The sequence below is a fragment of the Pseudomonadota bacterium genome (genome assembly GCA_038533575.1).
Taxonomy (GTDB): domain Bacteria; phylum Pseudomonadota; class Alphaproteobacteria; order Rhodobacterales; family Rhodobacteraceae; genus Shimia_B.
This window is the reverse complement of the sequence record JBCAYL010000004.1, coordinates 133967-150824: the sequence shown is the minus strand read 5'-3', so window position 1 is coordinate 150824 and position 16858 is coordinate 133967. Positions and strand designations below refer to the sequence as shown.

Genomic DNA, 16858 nt, shown 5'->3' with positions numbered 1-16858 from the left:
CGCCTTCTTGATCAGAGACGATGGAGCACCACGCCACCGCGGAGATCCCAGCCCACCGGTCGCCTCTGCTCGTCCCTGGTGCCCGGCTTGCTGTTGTGAACGCTCGCGGGCATCACTTGCGGGACGTTGCCCGAACCAAGGAACTCAACCATGACTTTCAATAAGATCGCCGTCATCGGCGCGGGCACCATGGGCTCGGGCATCGCGGGACAAATCGCGAATGCTGGGCAGGACGTCCTCCTCCTCGATCTCACCAAAGAGGCAACGGACTACGCCCTTGAGCGCCTGAAGAAATCCGATCCCCCTGCCCTTCACTCCAAAGAGTGCCTCTCACGCATCCATACCGGCACGATTGAGAGCGATTTCGACAAGCTCGGAGAATGCGACTGGATCGTGGAAGCCATCGTGGAGCGCCTCGACCTGAAGCGTGACCTCTACGCGCGGCTTGAATCGACCGTCTCGGACGGCTGCCTTGTGACGTCGAACACGTCCACCATTCCGATCAGCCTTCTGACAGAGGGCCGCTCGCAGAGCTTCCAAGAGCGCTTCGCCATCACGCACTACTTCAACCCGGTGCGCTACATGCGTCTCCTCGAGCTCGTACGCGGCGCGCATACGAGCCAAGATGCGATGGACCGCCTTGCGCACTACAACGACGAGATCCTCGGCAAGGGCGTCGTGCCGTGCGCAGACACCCCGGGATTTCTCGGCAACCGGGTCGGCGTCTTCGCGCTACAAGTGGGTCTCGACGAGGCCTTTAAGCAGGGCCTAACCATCGAAGAAGCAGACGCGATCATGGGGCGCCCCATGGGGATACCGAAAACCGGCGTCTTCGGGCTCTACGATCTCATCGGCGTGGACCTCATGTCTGACGTCGTCGACACGCTGGGCGACATTCTCCCCGAGGGCGATCCCTTCCACGCGGTGGGCCGCTCGAACAACCCGGCCAAGCCGATGATCGACGCCATGATCGCCGAAGGCTTCACCGGCCAGAAATCTGGCAAGGGCGGTTTTTACCGCGACGATATGGCGATGAACCTCGACGGCTCCCTGCGCCCGCGCGTCGTGGAGCTGCCCGCGAAAGCGCGGCATGCCGCCAAGCAGCTCGCGCAGAACGCGGAGACGCTGACGGACCTGATCCGCGGCGACGACGCGCAGACGCGCTTTGCACGCAACTTCCTCGGCCGCGTCCTGGCCTACGCCGCGTCGCTTCTGCCCGATGTCACGAAGACCCCGCAGGACATCGATGACGCCATGAAGATGGGCTTCAACTGGATCCGGGGCCCGTTCGAGATGATCGACGCCCTTGGTGCGGGAGAGGTGGTCACGCTCGCCAGAGAAGCAGGAGCCGACGTCCCTCCTGCCCTCGAAAACCCCGCACCGTTCTACAAGGCCGATGGCAGGCTTCAGGTCCGCACGACAGATGGCTACCGGCCGATCGCGCTTCCCGAGGGCACGGAGCGCTTTTCCCTGACGCGCAAGACACTCACGCCGATGGCCACGAACGCGGCGGCGTCGCTCTGGGATCTCGATGGGATCCGCCTCATCGAGTTTCATTCGAAAGCCAACGCTCTGACGGGCGAAAGCATGGCAATTGTCCACGCCGCTGCAGACGATCCCGGCCGCGGCATCCTCGTCCACAACGATGCACAGCACTATTCGGCGGGCGTGGATCTCAATCGTTTTGCCGCGTTCATCGAAGCCGGTGACTGGGCTGACATGGACGCGTTCCTCCACGACTTTCAGCAGGCCTGCCTGCGCCTGAAATACGCCCCTGTCCCGGTCATCGGCGCGCCCTCGGGCCTCGCTCTGGGCGGTGGGTTCGAAGTGCTGATGCACTGCGACGCGCTCGTCACCCATGCGAATTCTGTTCTGGGCCTCGTGGAGGCGGGCGTCGGCCTCGTGCCCTCCGGTGGCGGGGTGAAGGAGACGTTCCTCCGCTGGCAGGAGGCCACGGGTGACCCGGAGAAAGCCGCGTGGGAAACATGGATGCAGGTGGGCTACGGGAAGACGGGAGCCTCGCCCGAGGAAGCCACGCCGCTCAAGTATTTCCTCGAAGGCCGCGATTCCACGGTCATGAACCGAGACAAGCTCATCACAACGGCCACCGCGCGCATCGATGGCTGGTCCGGCTACCGGCCTCCCGAGGCGCCTCGCTTCACGCTTCCTGGCAGGAGCATTCTCGCCGAGATGGAGAGCTTCATGGACAAGGGCGTCGCAAAGGGCTGGTTCACCCCGCACAACAAGACGACCGCCATGGAAATCGCCACCATCGTCGTGAACACGGACGCTGATACCCCACACGAGCAAAGCGAGCAGGACATGCTCGACCGAGAGCGCGCCGCCTTCTTGCGCCTCGCCAAGACGCCGGAATCCAAGGCCCGCATCGACGGCGTCCTCACCGGGACCGAGGTGGAGAACTAACCGCGTCCGCCACGCAAGCTTCTGTGTCTGGGGCCGCGCCCGCCCGGTCTCGTTCATGCCCTGGTTTCCGCCGGAGGCATCCCTTCCCGCCACCTGCACCCCGCTGGAGACAGTGCGTCGCTCGCGCCTCGGGCGCCAAGGGGGGCGGCGGGGTGGGCGGGCGGGCGCCGCCCCCCTTGCAAATTTCCAAAACCCTGCTCTCATGCCGAGGTCTTGAGCATGGAGGCGTGACATGGACGGCAACATCAACGACCTGAGCCAAATCGTCGAAAACGACCGCGCCCATGTTTGGCATCACCTCATCCAACACGCCCCCTTCGAGACGGTGGACCCGAAAATCATCGTCGAAGGCAAAGGCCTCCGCGTCTGGGACCAGGACGGCAAGGAGCATATCGACGCCGTGTCCGGCGGCGTGTGGACGGTCAATGTCGGTTATGGCCGCGAACGCATCGCCAACGCGGTCCGTGATCAACTGGTGAAAATGAACTTTTTTGCCGGTGCTGCGGGTTCGATCCCCGGCGCGACATTCGCAGCCATGCTCACCGAAAAGATGCCGGGCATGTCCCGCGTCTACTTCTCCAATAGCGGCTCCGAGGCCAACGAGAAGGCCTACAAGATGGTCCGCCAGATCGCGCATAAGCGCTACGGTGGCAAGAAGCACAAGATCCTCTTCCGGGAGCGGGACTACCACGGGACGACAATCGCTGCGATGGCATCGGGCGGGCATCATCAGCGCAATGCGCAGTATGGCCCCTTTCCGGCGGGCTTCGTCGAGGTCCCGCATTGCCTCGAATATCGGAAGCATGAGCAGGATTGGGCCGAGGGCCTATCCGGCGAGGATTACGGCATCGCGGCCGCTGACCAGATCGAAAAGGTCATCCTTCGGGAAGGCGCCGACACCGTCGGCGGCCTTGTCCTAGAGCCCGTCACCGCGGGCGGAGGCGTCATCCCGCCACCGCCGGGGTACTGGCCGCGCGTTCAGGAGATCTGCAAGAAATACAACGTGCTGCTGATCATCGACGAAGTCGTCTGCGGCGTGGGCCGAACGGGTGCATGGTTTGGATATCAGAACTACGGCGTCGAGCCCGATATCGTCTCCATGGCGAAAGGCGTGGCCTCGGGCTACGCGGCGATCTCCTGCACCGTCACGACCGAGGAGGTCTTCCAGATGTTCAAGGACGACGCCTCCGATCCGCTGAACTATTTCCGCGATATTTCGACATTCGGAGGCTGCACCGCTGGGCCAGCAGCGGCCATCGAGAACATGAAGATCATCGAGGAAGAAGGGCTCCGGGAGAACACGGTCGCCATGGGCGCCCGCCTCGTCGACAATCTCGAGGCGCTGGCCGAAAGGCATGCCATCATCGGAAGCGTCCGAGGCAAGGGTCTCTTCTGCGGTGCGGAGCTCGTGGCAGACCGCGACACGAAGGAACCTGCCGCCGAGGCACAGGTGCAAGCCGTGGTGAAGGACTGCATGGCGCAAGGTCTCGTCATCGGCGCGACCAACCGCAGCTTCGAGGGAAAGAACAACACGCTATGCTTCTCGCCAGCGCTCATTTCCACCGCCGACGATATCGATGCGATCACCGCGGGCGTGAACGAGGCACTCACACGCGTCTTCGGCTGAGGTCCGGCCGGGCAACACGAATTTTTGCAAGATTTCGCGGTCCCGTGAAAAAATAGGGCAGAATTTCACTCGCGCCCGGATGGCCCTCTTGGCTAGGCTGAGGCCATCGCCCAGAGCCCGGAGTGCGCGCCATGAAGATGACCACCGAAGAAGCCTTCATCAAGGTCCTCCAGAAGCATGGCATCGCCCATGCCTTCGGGATCATCGGATCTGCCATGATGCCGATTTCCGACCTTTTTCCGGCAGCCGGGATCACCTTCTGGGACTGCGCCCATGAAGGCTCCGCGGGCTTCATGGCCGATGGGTTCACCCGCGCCACCGGCCAGATGTCGATGATGATTGCCCAGAACGGCCCCGGCATCACCAATTTCGTCACAGCCGTGAAGACGGCCTACTGGAACCACACGCCCCTCCTCCTCGTCACCCCGCAGGCCGCCAACAAGACCATCGGCCAGGGCGGCTTCCAGGAAGTGGAGCAGATGGCACTCTTCCAGGACATGGTTGCGTACCAGGAAGAGGTCAGGGACCCGTCCCGCGTGGCCGAGGTCCTGACCCGCGTCATCGCTCAGGCAAAGCGCCTGTCCGGACCCGCACAGATCAACATTCCCCGCGATATGTGGACGCAAGTCATCGATATCGATGTACCCTCCCCGATCGAATTCGAACAATCGCCCGGCGGAGAAAACTCTGTTGCGAAGGCCGCAGCGCTTCTTTCGGAGGCGAAAGCGCCGGTCATCCTCAACGGCGCGGGGGTCGTGCTTTCAGACGGCGGCATTTCCGCCTCGCGCGCCCTTGCGGAGCGCCTCGATGCCCCGGTCTGCGTGGGATACCAGCACAACGACGCCTTTCCGGGCTCCCACCCGCTCTTTGCCGGACCACTGGGATACAATGGTTCGAAGGCCGCCATGGAGCTCATTCGAGACGCCGACGTGGTACTCGCGCTCGGCACACGCCTCAATCCGTTCTCCACGTTGCCCGGCTACGGCATGGAGTATTGGCCCGGCGCGGCAAAGATCATCCAGGTCGATCTCAATCCCGACCGCATCGGGCTGACGAAGGCGATCACGGTGGGCATCGTGGGCGATGCGGCGAAGGTCGCACGGGGCATCCTCGGAGCACTGGCACCCGAAGCAGGCGATGAAGGACGCGCCGCACGCACCGAGAAGATCGCAAAGGTCAAAAGCGCATGGAAGCAACAGCTCAGCTCCATGGATCACGAGGACGACGACCCCGGCACGACATGGAATGAGCGCGCCCGTGCGGCAAAGCCTGAATGGATGAGCCCGCGCATGGCCTGGCGCGCCATACAGGCCGCTCTTCCGCGGGAGGCGATCATTTCCTCTGATATCGGCAATAACTGCGCCATTGGTAACGCGTATCCCGACTTCGACGCGGGCCGGAAATACCTCGCCCCCGGACTCTTTGGCCCTTGCGGGTACGGCCTGCCTTCGATCGTCGGAGCAAAAATCGGGTGCCCGGAGGTCCCGGTGGTCGGCTTCGCCGGGGACGGTGCCTTCGGCATCGCCGTCACCGAGCTCACGGCGATCGGACGCGGCGAGTGGCCCGCGATCACGCAGATCGTCTTCCGCAATTACCAGTGGGGCGCAGAGAAACGGAACTCGACGCTTTGGTTCGACGACAACTTCGTCGGCACGGAACTCGACGAAGACGTGAGCTACGCCGGGATCGCACAGGCCTGCGGGCTTCAGGGCGTCGTCGCTCGCACGATGGACGAGCTGACCGCGGCGCTCGCGCAGGCGATCACAGACCAGATGCAACACGGGAAGACCACGCTGATCGAAGGGATGATCAACCAGGAGCTTGGCGAGCCCTTCCGCCGGGACGCGATGAAAAAGCCGGTGGTCGTGGCAGGTATTGATCGCGCGGACATGGTGCCTCAGACGCGGGTGACGGCCGAGGCGGCGGAGTAGCCCTTCGACGCGTGTCGGGATGACCGTTCTCGTCCTCAACGCCGGGTCGTCGTCCGTAAAGTTCGCGGTCTTCGACGCGCATGGGACGCGCCTTTTCCACGGCGCAGCCTCGGAGATCGGCGGGCACTCCACCATGACGCTCAATGGCGCCGCAGCGGAGATGGCACTCCCGGACCATGACACAGCTTTCAAAGCGGTCATAAAGGCCGTCCAAGATGCGGGCTTTGGACAAGCCGATCTGCAAGCCGTGGCGCATCGCGTCGTCCACGGCGGGCCGCGGCTGACGGCGCCAGAAGTGATCACACCGGAGATCATCGCTGAAATCGAGGCGGCGAGCAGCCTCGCCCCACTGCACAACCCTCACAATCTGCGAGGCATACTGGCCCTTCAGGCGCATGCCCCGGAGCTTCCTCAGGTGGCATGCTTCGACACGGCCTTTCATGCAACGATGCCTGCCACCGCGCGGGACTACGCGCTGCCATGGCCCCTCGCCGAAGACGAGGGAATCCGCCGCTACGGGTTCCACGGACTGTCTTATGCCTCGCTTGTGGCTCGACTGCCGGACTTGGCGAGGAAGCCGCTTCCAAGACGCCTCTTGGCCTACCATCTGGGAAACGGCGCGAGCGCCGCTGCGATCGTAGATGGAAAAAGCATCGCCACAACCATGGGATTTTCACCGCTTGAAGGGCTGACCATGGGAACGCGCGTCGGCGGAATCGACGCGAACGCCGTCCTTCACCTCGCTGATCGGCTGGGCATTCAGCGCACGCGGGAGATCCTGAACCATGAGAGCGGGCTCCTCGGGCTCTCTGGCGAAAGCTCCGATATGCGGACGCTCCTGGCCTCGGGCGCGCCGCGGGCGAGCTTTGCTGTCGAGCACTTCTGCCACTGGGCAATCCGCCATGGTGGATCGCTCATTGCTGCCATGGGCGGGATCGACGCCGTCGCCTTCACTGGCGGGATTGGAGAGCACGCGCCACCCATTCGCGCGCGTATCTGCGCCGGCCTCAGCTGGGCGGGGGCTGACTTGGATCCGACGCGCAATGCTGCTCAAGAGCGCGCTCTCCACTCCGACGCCTCAGCCTTGGGCCTTTGGTGGGTCCCGGCAGACGAGGAGCGCTTCATCGCCGATGAGGCGCGCCGCATTCTGGACTAGGCGGGAGCAGGCGGGGTCTGTTCTCCCCTGTCAAAGGCTTCCCACCCCTTGCCATCAAACACGTCGACACCGAGCTGGGCCAACACGTGCGGGAAATCGACCATGACGTAGTTGTCGACGATCTTCCCATCGACCACCTTCCAGAAGTCCATGTAGCGCACGGTGATGCGCTTCCCGGTGGCTGGAATGCCCATGAACTCACCGCCATGCGTCACTTCCTGGCGCCCGAACGCAGCGGCCCATTCCCCCATGTACATGCGCGCCTCGTCCACGCAGACCTTGTCGTGGAAGGCGGCCTGAAAGGGCTTCTGCCAATTGTCCTGAAAGGCGCGAAGCCCGTCTTTGGTGCCGCAGCCCGTGTTTCCCAGCCAGCGGAAGCTCTCCGCGAAGAACTCGCCGATATCTGCGATGCGGTGATCGTTGAGGCCGTCGACCATGCCCTCGATGACGGCCCGGGTTTCCTCCGTCTTCGACATGTCGGTGTCCTTGGTCAGGACGGCCTGTTCGGGGCGCGAGCCTCTCATGAATTTTCCTTTTCGGATGCGCTAGACGCCATGGGCGCTCGGGAGATCTGCGGCGATCATCTCCGCGCCCTTCCAGCCGATCATCATCGACGGGGCATTGGTGTTGGCGGAGGTGACCCGCGGCATGATCGAGGCATCCGCGACCCACGCCCCCTCCACGCCCCGCACCGCGAGACGCGGGGTGACGACGGCGCTCTCATCGGCCCCCATGCGGCAGGTGCCGACGGGATGGTAGGCCGTGCCGGCACGGTGGCGGATGACCTCCTTGAGGTCGGCGCCGGTCTTGCCCTTGGATGGCCCCGCCTCGCGCCCGCGCTTTCCGCCGAAGTCCGCGTTCTCGAGAAGCTGCCGGAGCCGCTCGACGCCCGCGGTCAGCGTGTCGAGATCGGCCTCCTCCCGGAAGAGGCCGAGATCAAAGACCGGTGGTGTCGAAGGGTCAGAAGACGCCAAGCGAAGGGCGCCGCGGGACTTAGGCTGGCACAGACAGACATCCGCGAAATACCCGCTCTTCAGGGCGTATTTCCTCCCCGCGTGGTCGAGGTGGAACGGGATGAAATGGCTCTGCACGTCGGGCTCGGCCGACGCCCCCCTCGCATTGAAGAACGCGCCCCCTTCGACCGTGGGCGAGGCGAGCGGACCGCGCCCGAAGAGGAGATCCAAGGGCGCACGCGTCCAATTCACCCATTGTGCGGGCTCGAGGCCGTAGCCGGTGCCCGCGCCCTCGAAATGAAGCCCAAAGCCCGGATGATCATGCAGGTTTTCGCCGACCTCCGGGCTCTCTGCCCGCTGCCTGATGCCCAGCTTGGCGAGCGCTTTGGCGGGGCCGATGCCCGACCGGAGGAGGATCGCAGGAGACATGAAGGACCCCGCCGCCAGCACCACGCCCTTTGACGCATTGATCTGAGACCCGTCCGAAAGCCTGACGCCTGCAACGCGGCCCTCTCGCCAGGTAAGACGATCGACGGGAGCCCCGGTGACCGTGGGAATGTCGTATTGCCGGAGAAACGCGCGCGCGGCGGAGTTGCGGCGACCGCCCTTGATATTGTGGGAGAAGATGCCCGCGCTCTCCCGTTCAGGTGTCGGAGTTCCACTGTTGGTGGGCAACATGGCCTCGAGGCCATGCGTCAGCGGGTGCGTGTTTTCGAGCTTTACCGGCGCGAGCTTTTCTTCCACCGCCGCGAAAGCCCCCTCGACATCCGCGTAGGACCAGCTCTCAACTCCCCAAGCATCAAAATCGGAGGCGCGACCTCGAAACCAGACCATCGAATTGATCGAGCCAGACCCGCCAACCATCCTGCCGCGTGGCGCGGCAACCCGGCGCCCTCCAGCGGCTTCCATCGGCATGGATTTCAGGTTCCAATCTCGTGAAGAGCCCATCAGCCATGTCAGGCCCATTGGCATGGCCACGAGTGGGTGGAGATCAGAACCGCCCGCTTCCAGCACGAGGACCCGTCCAACGCCCCGACGGTGGAGCTCGGCGGCGGCCACGCATCCGGCCGATCCCGCGCCGACGACGATCACATCATAGGGCATCTGGCTCTCCTGATTGTCGGTGGCTCAGGCAGGCTGAGAGCCAACCCGGCGAGCCTCACCCCTTCACTGCGCCTGCCGTCAGGCCCGACACGATCTGCCGCTGGAAGAACATCACGAGGACAAAGAGCGGCGCCGTGGCCGAGACCACCGCTGCGACCGCGAACATCACGTTGCCCTCGGTATACGTCGTTCCGAGGAACGCATTGATCTGCGGGATCATGGTCCGGTTCGACTCGTTCAGGATCAGCGCGGTCACCACGAAGTCATTGTACGCCAGGAGAAAGGAGAAGAGCCCCGTGGTGATCACACCCGGCCACATGACCGGAATGATCACGTGGCGAAAGGCCTGGAACTGGGTGCAGCCATCCACCTTCGCCGCCTCGTCGAGATCCTTTGGAATGGATTCGAAGAACGAGTGGAGCATCCAGAGCGTGAAGGGCTGATTGATGGCAACGAGCACGAGGATGGCCGTGGGCAGGAACCCCCAGACATTCCAATCGAAGAAGACGGGGAGGTACCCCGACACGAGCGTGATCTGGGGCAGCGCGCGGAACATGAGCGCGATGATCAGGAGCCAGAAGACGTACTTGTAGCCCGACCGGGACAGGGCATAGCCCCCGAGCGTGCCGATGGTGAGCGAGATCGACACAACGCAGACGCACACGATGAGCGTGTTGATCATGTTGCGCCAGAATTCGTTCAGGCCGAAGGCACCTTCATAGCCCGCACTCGTGAACGAGCTGCCGTAGGTCGCCTGCGTGTTTCGGCCCACGAGGGCGTTCGTCCAGTCGGCGATCGAGAAGAAATCGAGCTCGACCTTGAAGGATCCCCAGAGTGTCCACATGAACGGAAAGGCCGCCACCACGAACCAGAGAGCCACGAAAGCCCAAAGGAAAAGCTGGAGCGGGAGCGGACGGCGTTGTGCTGCGGGCGTCGACATCTCAGTGGCTCTTTGCGTTGAAGTCCCGCCAGGTGCGGATCAGGACGGGTGTCAGAAGGATCGCGATCCCGATGATCGTGAGGACAGAGGTCGTCGCGGCGGAGCTGAGCTGCCGCGTCTCCCCACTGAGATCGCTCAGGATAAAGGTGGACAGCGATTGCGCGTGGGCCTGCGCCTGGAAGCCTAGGATCGGCTCGAGCACGCGGAAGTTATCCATGAGCTGAATGAGCGCCACGAAGGTCACCAGCGGCGCGAGGTGCGGGATGATCACGAAGCGGATCTGTTGCCAGCGCGTGGCCCCGTCGATCTGCGCACTCTCCAGCGTGTCCTGCGGCACGGTCTGCAGACCCGCGTAGAAAACGACGAAGGCAAAGGGCGCCGACGACCAGATGCCGTAGACGATAAGGCAGATCCACATGAGCGGGGTGGACGCCTTCACGGACAGGTCCGGATCGCTCACGAGCCACGAGAGGAAGTTCCCAAGGATCCCTCGGCTATCCACCATCCAGGACAGGACCAAAGCACCGATGAGCGGGGTCACGATCATGGGAAGGAGCGAGAAAAAGATCATCAGCCCCTTCAGTCGCCGGTGAAGCGAGTTCACGGCCACGGCAATGGCGAAGCCCAGCGCTATGAGAAATGGGGTGCAGATGAACGTGTAGGTGAGTGTAAAGGCCAGCGCGCCATAGAACGGCAGGTTCATAACGCGGTCCACGAACCCTCCAAAATCGGCTGAGCTACGCCAGGCATCGCTCAATTCACCGAACGCGAGGTGACCACGGTCGCTATAGATATCGAAGCCGACGAAACGCCCGAGCGGGGCAGCATCGCGTATGGCCTGCGTTGCTTCCTGATCGATCGACGTCTCGGTGGTGCATCCGAACGGGCCGCAATTCTCGACCTCGATCAGCACGGCTTCGTGGGGCGTGAAGAACGACTGGGTGACGACGGAAACGATCGGAAACGCGATGAAGAGGAGCATCGCCGCGGCCGTCGGCATGAAGAACCAAATGAATGTGCGGTGTTTCATCTGTGCCCTTCCTCGTGTTGGCGCTCAGCGCGCCTTGAAAAAACGGGTCGGGGCCACGGCCCCTTGGGTGGGACGGGGCCGGTCCTTTGACCGGCCCCGCCCTGAATTTTTAGTTCAGGAAGCCCTGCTCGCGCGCGGCAGCGGTGTAGGCTGCTTCGACGTCCGCCAGCGCTTGCTCGGCGCTCTCGTTGCCCTGCATGAAGTCCGCAAGCTCGTTACCGAGCGCGGTATGCATCAGGCCCATGAAGGGGAGCATCGGGTAAGGCACGGAGCCCGCATTGGCCGCCGCGAACACGCCCACGGCCGCCTCGGTGGGCTCGTAGCCGTCGATGAGCCACACGGCCTGCGTGGGCACGTCGCCCGTCAGGATCGACGGGTCGATGGCGTTCTTGAGCGCCTTGAAGGTCGCCACGGCATCCTCGTCAGAGATGTTCTTGGCCACGGTAAAGCCGTCCCACCACAGCGTCGTCGCCGGCGTGTCGCCGCCGCCCACGGTCATCGGGCCCGCGATGGCGAAGCCGTCGATCACTTCCTGCGGGACACCTTCGGCGGTCACGAGCGTGGCGGCGCGGGAGCCCCACATGTTCATGAGCGCAGTGTTGCCGGCGCGGTACTCGGCATTGGTCGCGTTCGAGTCATGCGTGAGGAAGTCGGGGTTCATGTACTCCGACAGCGCCTTCATCATGTTGAGCGCGTTCACGCCGGCTTCGTTGTTGATGTTGGGCTCGGCCGTTCCGGGCTTGAAGTGGGAGCCACCGTAGCCGAGGAACATGTTGTTGAATTCCTGCGCGAGGTTCCATCCCGCCGCGTAGGCGCCACCAACGGGGTTTTCCATGATACCAGCTGCGCGGATCGCTTCTGCTGCGGCGAGCATCTCCTCGTAGGTGGTCGGCGGCTCGAGGCCCACCTCTTCGAGCACGTCGGCGCGATAAACGAGGTGCTGGGCATTCGCCATGAAGGCCACCGCCATCACCTGACCGTTGATCGTGATCAGCTGGTTCGGCTGGAGGCCATCACCGTGCTCGGCCACGAGATCGTCGAGCGGACGGATGACATCCTCGTTCATCAGGGCGACGATGGACGAGTTCGCGATGATCGCGGACGTGTATTCAGCCGGGTTGCCCTGCATGCCGGGCACGTTGATCGTCTGGTGATCGGCGGTGAGGTTGGTGGAGACTTCCACGCTGTCACCGGCGCATGCCATTGCACCGGCACCCACGGTCTGGATCGCCGGGAACTCGTTGCCCACGATCGACACACGACCTTCCGTCGGGCAGGCCGCGTGGCCCCCGGCCATCGCAGTCGTGCCCATGAGCGCCACGGCGCTCACGGCTGCAAACTTTTTCAGAAACATCTTCTTCTCCCTGTTTCCATTTTGAGTGGAGCTGCGCCTCCCGCACAGGCTCCGGCTTTGGCTACCGCACCCCAGGGCGCGGCACACCGGTTCCAGAAGCGTTTCAGCTCCCGATCCTCGCGCCATCCTGGGCGCTGAAAAGGTGACAAATGCTCGCCGGGATGGACACGCTCACGGGCGCACCGATCTCGGTGCGATAGTCCTTGAGCGCCTTGACGCTCAGAAGTGCCCCGGCACTGCGCACGCTGACCATCGTCGCGTCGCCAAGCAACTCCATGGAGTATACCGGACTGTTGAGCTGCCCGCCGCTGTCGACCACCTCCGCATCCTCGGCGCGGAAGCCGAGCGTCACCGGGCCATCGGGGCCACTGAACCCGGGGATACTGATCCCCTTCGCTTCGAACGTGCCGCCCTTGAGCGTGCCATCGACGAGGTTCATGGCCGGATTGCCGATGAAGCTCGCCACAAAAGTGTTGGCCGGATTGTCGTAGATCTCCGTCGGGGTGCCCACTTGCTGAACGACGCCCTTGTTCATCACGACCACGCGGTCAGCGAGCGTCATTGCTTCGATCTGGTCATGGGTGACGTAGATCGTCGTCACCTTCAGCTCGTGGCTCAGGTTCTTGATCTGGGCGCGCGTGGATACGCGAAGCTTGGCATCGAGATTGGAAAGGGGCTCGTCCATGAGGAAGACGTTGGGCTCGCGCACGATCGCACGCGCGAGCGCGACCCTCTGCCTTTGTCCACCCGAAAGAGCGGCTGGCTTCCGGTGGAGAAAGTCATCGAGCTCCACCATAGCCGAAGCGCGCATGACGCGCTCGTCATGTTCGCCCTGCGGGACCTTCCGCACCTTCAAGGGGAAGCGGATGTTCTCGTAGACGTTCATGTTGGGATAAAGACCGTAGGACTGGAATACCATGGAAATGTCACGGTCCTTGGGCTCAAGATCGTTGACGCGCTTGCCGTCGATCATGATGTCCCCGCCCGACGGATCCTCGAGACCTGCGATCATGCGCATCGTGGTCGTTTTGCCGCAGCCCGAGGGGCCAAGCAGCACGAGGAACTCCTGGTCCGCGATTGTCAGATCGAAATCCTGTACGCCCACGAAGGAGCCCCATCGCTTCGACACGTTTTCCAGCCTGATTTCAGCCATTTGCCGTTTCGTCTCCCCGAGGTTTCCGCGCGAGCCTCCCAACTCCCGCGACCATTTTGCAATGGTATGCAAAAAACGCTAACCGCTCAAAGCGGCAATTGCCAACCCTTTTCCCTCCGAGCTACAGCTAATCAGATGCTTGATTCAAAAACCAGCGGTGCGAGCACCGATTTTCGCCAAGATTTCCGGCGCGTTTTGGCGGAGCTTCTGGCCGATCCCTCGGCTGCAGACCGCCATATCAGTGCGGACTGCGTATGGGACGCCGCGCAGCCCGTGAATCGGTTGGTCGGACCGCAGGCCGTGATCGATGGCTTCTTTTCCCCGCTCAGGGCCGGGCTCTCCGACGTCGAGCGGCGGGATATCATCTTCGTGGGGGGAAAGAACCGGCTCCATGAAGAGGGGCGCTGGGTCGCGACCATCACGCATTATGTCGGCACGTTCACTGCCCCGCTCTTCGGGATCAAGCCGTCCGGCTCGATGATCTTCCTGCGTTCGGGCGAATTCTACCGCCTCGACGATGCCGGAAAGATCCTCGAAGCGAAGGTGATATTCGACCTCATCGACGTCATGGTCCAAGCGAGACGCATGCCGCTCGGCTCCATCGGGGACGAGATCACCTTCCCCGCACCTGCGACGCAGGACGGGCTCTGCCCGCCTCCCGCGCAGACCGACGCCTTCGACCTCGTGGACCGGATGATGGCGACGCTCGGCTCCTACACACCCGGCACGTGGAACTCGGTCGGGCAAACCGGGCCCGACGGCGTCTGGGCAGACAACATGATGTGGTACGGCCCGGGTGGGATCGGTTCGAACACGCGCTGGGAAGGGTTCGTACAGGACCACCGCGCGCCCTTTCTCACGGCCTTCCCGGATCGAAAGGGCGGCAATCACTTTTGCCGCTTCGGTGACGGGCCCTTCGCGGTCATGGGCGGCTGGCCATCCATTCACGCCACGTTTGCACAGGACTACCTCGGCGTTAAAGCCACGGGCGGGCCTGTGACCATGCGCGTGATGGATTTTTACCGCGTGGCGGGGGCGAAGCTCATGGAGAACTGGGTCTTCATCGATCTGATAGACCTCTTTCTTCAGGCCGACCGGGACATCGTAGCCGAGGCCAACGCGCTCCACTGAGCGCGGATAAGGGCCTCATTAGGGCCTTTCGAAGCGCGTTCAGGCGGCTTCGACGTCACGCGGGCGCCTAGCGGATACGCTGCTCCGTGTTTGCATCGAAAAGGCGCGCTTGGCTGGCATCGTAGGACACGCCCACCGTCTGCCCCGCCTTCACGCGGTCCTCGCCCCGCTCTTCCACGATGAGGCGCTCGCCGTTCTCTGCCACGAGATAGGCATAGGAAACACCGCCCAGCGCCTCGGTGAGGTCCACCTTGTGCGTCGACCCTCCGCGCTCGATCGTGATGTGCTCAGGGCGCAGCCCGAGATGCACCGCACTCCCCTCCGAGGGAAGGCTCACGTTGAGCGCCGCATCGGCCTTGAGCGAGGGAACGGCGATCTTGCCGCCCGCGACAGTGCCTTCCACGAAATTCATGGAGGGCGAGCCGATGAAGCCTGCCACGAACTTGTTGTCCGGGTCGCGGTAGAGATCCATGGGCGCGCCCACCTGCTCGATGACACCCGCACGCAGCACCACGATCTTGTCCGCCAGCGTCATGGCCTCCACCTGGTCGTGGGTCACGTAGATCATCGTCGCGCCGATCTCAGAATGGAGTCGCGCGATCTCCACCCGCATCTCCACGCGCAGTTCGGCGTCGAGGTTCGAGAGCGGCTCGTCGAAGAGGAACACCTCCGGCCCTCGCACGATGGCGCGTCCGATGGCCACCCGCTGCCGCTGACCGCCTGAAAGGGCCGCCGGCTTCCGCTTGAGGTACTCGTCAAGACGCAGGATTTTCGACGCGCCATTGACCTTTTCGGCGATAGCGCCCTTTTCCACCCCGTTCATCTTGAGCCCGAACCCCATGTTCTCCTCGACAGTCATGTGCGGGTAGAGCGCATAGGTCTGGAAGACCATGGCCACGCCCCGTTCTGCCGGATCGAGATGGGTGACGTCGCGCTTGCCGATATTGATCTGACCTTCGCTCGTCTCTTCCAGCCCCGCCACCATGCGCAGGAGCGTGGACTTACCGCAGCCGGACGGCCCCACGAAGACGCAGAATTCGCCGTCGGCGATGTCGAGGTCCACGCCGTGGATGACCTGCACCTCGCCGTAGCGCTTGATGACCTGGTTGAGGGTGACACCTGTCATATTGGCCTCGCTGCTGTGAATTCCGGTTAGGTGGACTGGGGCTCGGGGAAGCGCCACTGCGCGGCGTCTTCGGCGATGGCTTGTGCGGCCTCGCGCAACGCGGGCGCATGGCGCTCGAGCGCTGAGAGATCTGTGCGGGCCGTGGAGGAGGTCACCGAAAGCGCGCCGAGCATGCGTCCGTGAACGGTGAGGATGGGCATGGCGAGGCAAATGATGCCCGGCTCATGCTCCTCCCGGTCAAAGCCGTAGCCGCGGGACCGGATCTCCGTGATCTCCTCCCGCAAGGCAAATTCCGAGGCGAGCGTGTGCTCCGTGAACCGATGGAAGCTCTGCTGGGCAATCACCCGCGCCAGTTGCTCTTCGGGGAGAAAGGCGAGCATCACCTTGCCGACGCCGGTGCAATAGGCCGGCCCGACCTTCCCTGCCTGCGAGAACATGGGCAAAGGCTCGTGCGCGCTCACCTTGTCGACGTAGAGCACCGAGGCGTGATCGAGCTGCGCGAGGTGGATGGTCTCTCCTACCGTCTGGGAAAGGCGCTCGAGATGACGGCGCGCGACAGGCGCGAGGGAAGACTGGGCCCAAGCCGCGTGGGCGAGCCGCACGAGGCGAACGCCCATGGCGTAGGTCTGGCGCTCCCCGTCGAAGGTCAGCATGCCTTCCTGTGTGAGCGTCTGCACGAAGCGGTAGAGCGTGGCCTTCGGGAAGCGAGACGCGGAGAGCAACTCTCCAAAGCGCACGGGGCGGCCGAAGCTGGCGACCTGGTCGAGCACCTCGAGGGCCTTGCCCACGGTGCCCGCACCACCCACGGTGCTGGTGTGTGCGTCTTTCATCTGTCCTCCCGAGGTACGGCCCTGCCCCTGTCTCGGGGCTTTTGGAGTGACCAACCTCTACAGTTGACAAGCCTAGGCGAGTCGAGATTATCATTTCAA

At 63.6% G+C, this 16858-nt stretch carries 13 protein-coding genes; 5 read left to right on the top strand and 8 right to left on the bottom strand.

All coding sequences use genetic code 11. The features are described from left to right. The first annotated feature begins 150 nt into the window (after positions 1 to 150). From AAFM92_16020 to AAFM92_16005, 4 genes are all read left to right on the top strand, one after another. Positions 151 to 2424: a 3-hydroxyacyl-CoA dehydrogenase NAD-binding domain-containing protein gene (locus tag AAFM92_16020; protein MEL7301884.1), complete on the top strand. Its 2274-nt coding sequence runs from the start codon at positions 151 to 153 to the stop codon at positions 2422 to 2424. Positions 2425 to 2656: 232 nt separating this feature from the next. Beyond that, the gene (locus AAFM92_16015) at positions 2657 to 4051 is read left to right on the top strand and encodes an aminotransferase class III-fold pyridoxal phosphate-dependent enzyme (GenBank protein ID MEL7301883.1); all 1395 of its coding nucleotides are present in this window, start codon (positions 2657 to 2659) and stop codon (positions 4049 to 4051) included. Between the two features lie 131 nt (positions 4052 to 4182). Beyond that, a complete protein-coding gene (gene xsc, locus AAFM92_16010) occupies positions 4183 to 5982 on the top strand; it encodes a sulfoacetaldehyde acetyltransferase (protein ID MEL7301882.1) in 1800 nt (599 codons plus the stop codon). A 19-nt stretch (positions 5983 to 6001) separates the two neighbouring features. Beyond that, positions 6002 to 7138 (top strand): acetate/propionate family kinase, encoded by a 1137-nt coding sequence (locus AAFM92_16005; GenBank protein ID MEL7301881.1) that lies wholly within the window; start codon positions 6002 to 6004, stop codon positions 7136 to 7138. Here AAFM92_16005 and AAFM92_16000 read toward each other — a convergent pair. The 6 genes from AAFM92_16000 to AAFM92_15975 form a co-directional block, all read right to left on the bottom strand. Next, complete coding sequence (locus AAFM92_16000; GenBank protein ID MEL7301880.1) at positions 7135 to 7662, bottom strand: ester cyclase; 528 nt, start codon at positions 7660 to 7662, stop codon at positions 7135 to 7137. The two genes, AAFM92_16005 and AAFM92_16000, sit on opposite strands and share 4 nt — an antisense overlap. A gap of 21 nt (positions 7663 to 7683) precedes the next feature. Beyond that, the gene (locus AAFM92_15995; protein MEL7301879.1) at positions 7684 to 9195 is read right to left on the bottom strand and encodes a GMC oxidoreductase; all 1512 of its coding nucleotides are present in this window, start codon (positions 9193 to 9195) and stop codon (positions 7684 to 7686) included. A gap of 55 nt (positions 9196 to 9250) precedes the next feature. Beyond that, the gene (locus AAFM92_15990; GenBank protein MEL7301878.1) at positions 9251 to 10135 is read right to left on the bottom strand and encodes a carbohydrate ABC transporter permease; all 885 of its coding nucleotides are present in this window, start codon (positions 10133 to 10135) and stop codon (positions 9251 to 9253) included. 1 nt (position 10136) lies between these two features. After that, positions 10137 to 11165 (bottom strand): sugar ABC transporter permease, encoded by a 1029-nt coding sequence (locus tag AAFM92_15985; GenBank protein ID MEL7301877.1) that lies wholly within the window; start codon positions 11163 to 11165, stop codon positions 10137 to 10139. Positions 11166 to 11274: 109 nt separating this feature from the next. Further along, the gene (locus tag AAFM92_15980; protein ID MEL7301876.1) at positions 11275 to 12519 is read right to left on the bottom strand and encodes an extracellular solute-binding protein; all 1245 of its coding nucleotides are present in this window, start codon (positions 12517 to 12519) and stop codon (positions 11275 to 11277) included. A gap of 103 nt (positions 12520 to 12622) precedes the next feature. Further along, positions 12623 to 13672, bottom strand: a complete 1050-nt coding sequence (locus AAFM92_15975) for an ABC transporter ATP-binding protein (GenBank protein ID MEL7301875.1) — start codon at positions 13670 to 13672, stop codon at positions 12623 to 12625. A 135-nt stretch (positions 13673 to 13807) separates the two neighbouring features. On the opposite strand from AAFM92_15975, the gene AAFM92_15970 reads away from it, so the two are divergent. Further along, positions 13808 to 14803, top strand: coding sequence for an ester cyclase (locus AAFM92_15970; GenBank protein ID MEL7301874.1), 996 nt, complete (start codon positions 13808 to 13810; stop codon positions 14801 to 14803). Between the two features lie 67 nt (positions 14804 to 14870). On the opposite strand, the gene ugpC is transcribed toward AAFM92_15970, so the two are convergent. Together ugpC and AAFM92_15960 are read right to left on the bottom strand one after the other, a co-directional pair. Continuing rightward, complete coding sequence (gene ugpC, locus AAFM92_15965; protein ID MEL7301873.1) at positions 14871 to 15929, bottom strand: sn-glycerol-3-phosphate ABC transporter ATP-binding protein UgpC; 1059 nt, start codon at positions 15927 to 15929, stop codon at positions 14871 to 14873. Positions 15930 to 15955: 26 nt separating this feature from the next. Beyond that, entirely contained in the window at positions 15956 to 16759 is an 804-nt protein-coding gene (locus AAFM92_15960; GenBank protein ID MEL7301872.1) for an IclR family transcriptional regulator, read from the bottom strand. Between the last annotated feature and the right edge of the window lie 99 nt (positions 16760 to 16858).

Excerpts from the sequence above, each read along its gene's own strand:
- AAFM92_16020 (MEL7301884.1), top strand. The coding sequence starts at position 151 with ATGACTTTCAATAAGATCGCCGTCATCGGCGCGGGCACCATGGGCTCG.
- AAFM92_16015 (MEL7301883.1), top strand. The coding sequence starts at position 2,657 with ATGGACGGCAACATCAACGACCTGAGCCAAATCGTCGAAAACGACCGC.
- xsc (MEL7301882.1), top strand. The coding sequence starts at position 4,183 with ATGAAGATGACCACCGAAGAAGCCTTCATCAAGGTCCTCCAGAAGCAT.
- AAFM92_16005 (MEL7301881.1), top strand. The coding sequence starts at position 6,002 with ATGACCGTTCTCGTCCTCAACGCCGGGTCGTCGTCCGTAAAGTTCGCG.
- AAFM92_16000 (MEL7301880.1), bottom strand. The coding sequence starts at position 7,662 with ATGAGAGGCTCGCGCCCCGAACAGGCCGTCCTGACCAAGGACACCGAC.
- AAFM92_15995 (MEL7301879.1), bottom strand. The coding sequence starts at position 9,195 with ATGCCCTATGATGTGATCGTCGTCGGCGCGGGATCGGCCGGATGCGTG.
- AAFM92_15990 (MEL7301878.1), bottom strand. The coding sequence starts at position 10,135 with ATGTCGACGCCCGCAGCACAACGCCGTCCGCTCCCGCTCCAGCTTTTC.
- AAFM92_15985 (MEL7301877.1), bottom strand. The coding sequence starts at position 11,165 with ATGAAACACCGCACATTCATTTGGTTCTTCATGCCGACGGCCGCGGCG.
- AAFM92_15980 (MEL7301876.1), bottom strand. The coding sequence starts at position 12,519 with ATGTTTCTGAAAAAGTTTGCAGCCGTGAGCGCCGTGGCGCTCATGGGC.
- AAFM92_15975 (MEL7301875.1), bottom strand. The coding sequence starts at position 13,672 with ATGGCTGAAATCAGGCTGGAAAACGTGTCGAAGCGATGGGGCTCCTTC.
- AAFM92_15970 (MEL7301874.1), top strand. The coding sequence starts at position 13,808 with ATGCTTGATTCAAAAACCAGCGGTGCGAGCACCGATTTTCGCCAAGAT.
- ugpC (MEL7301873.1), bottom strand. The coding sequence starts at position 15,929 with ATGACAGGTGTCACCCTCAACCAGGTCATCAAGCGCTACGGCGAGGTG.
- AAFM92_15960 (MEL7301872.1), bottom strand. The coding sequence starts at position 16,759 with ATGAAAGACGCACACACCAGCACCGTGGGTGGTGCGGGCACCGTGGGC.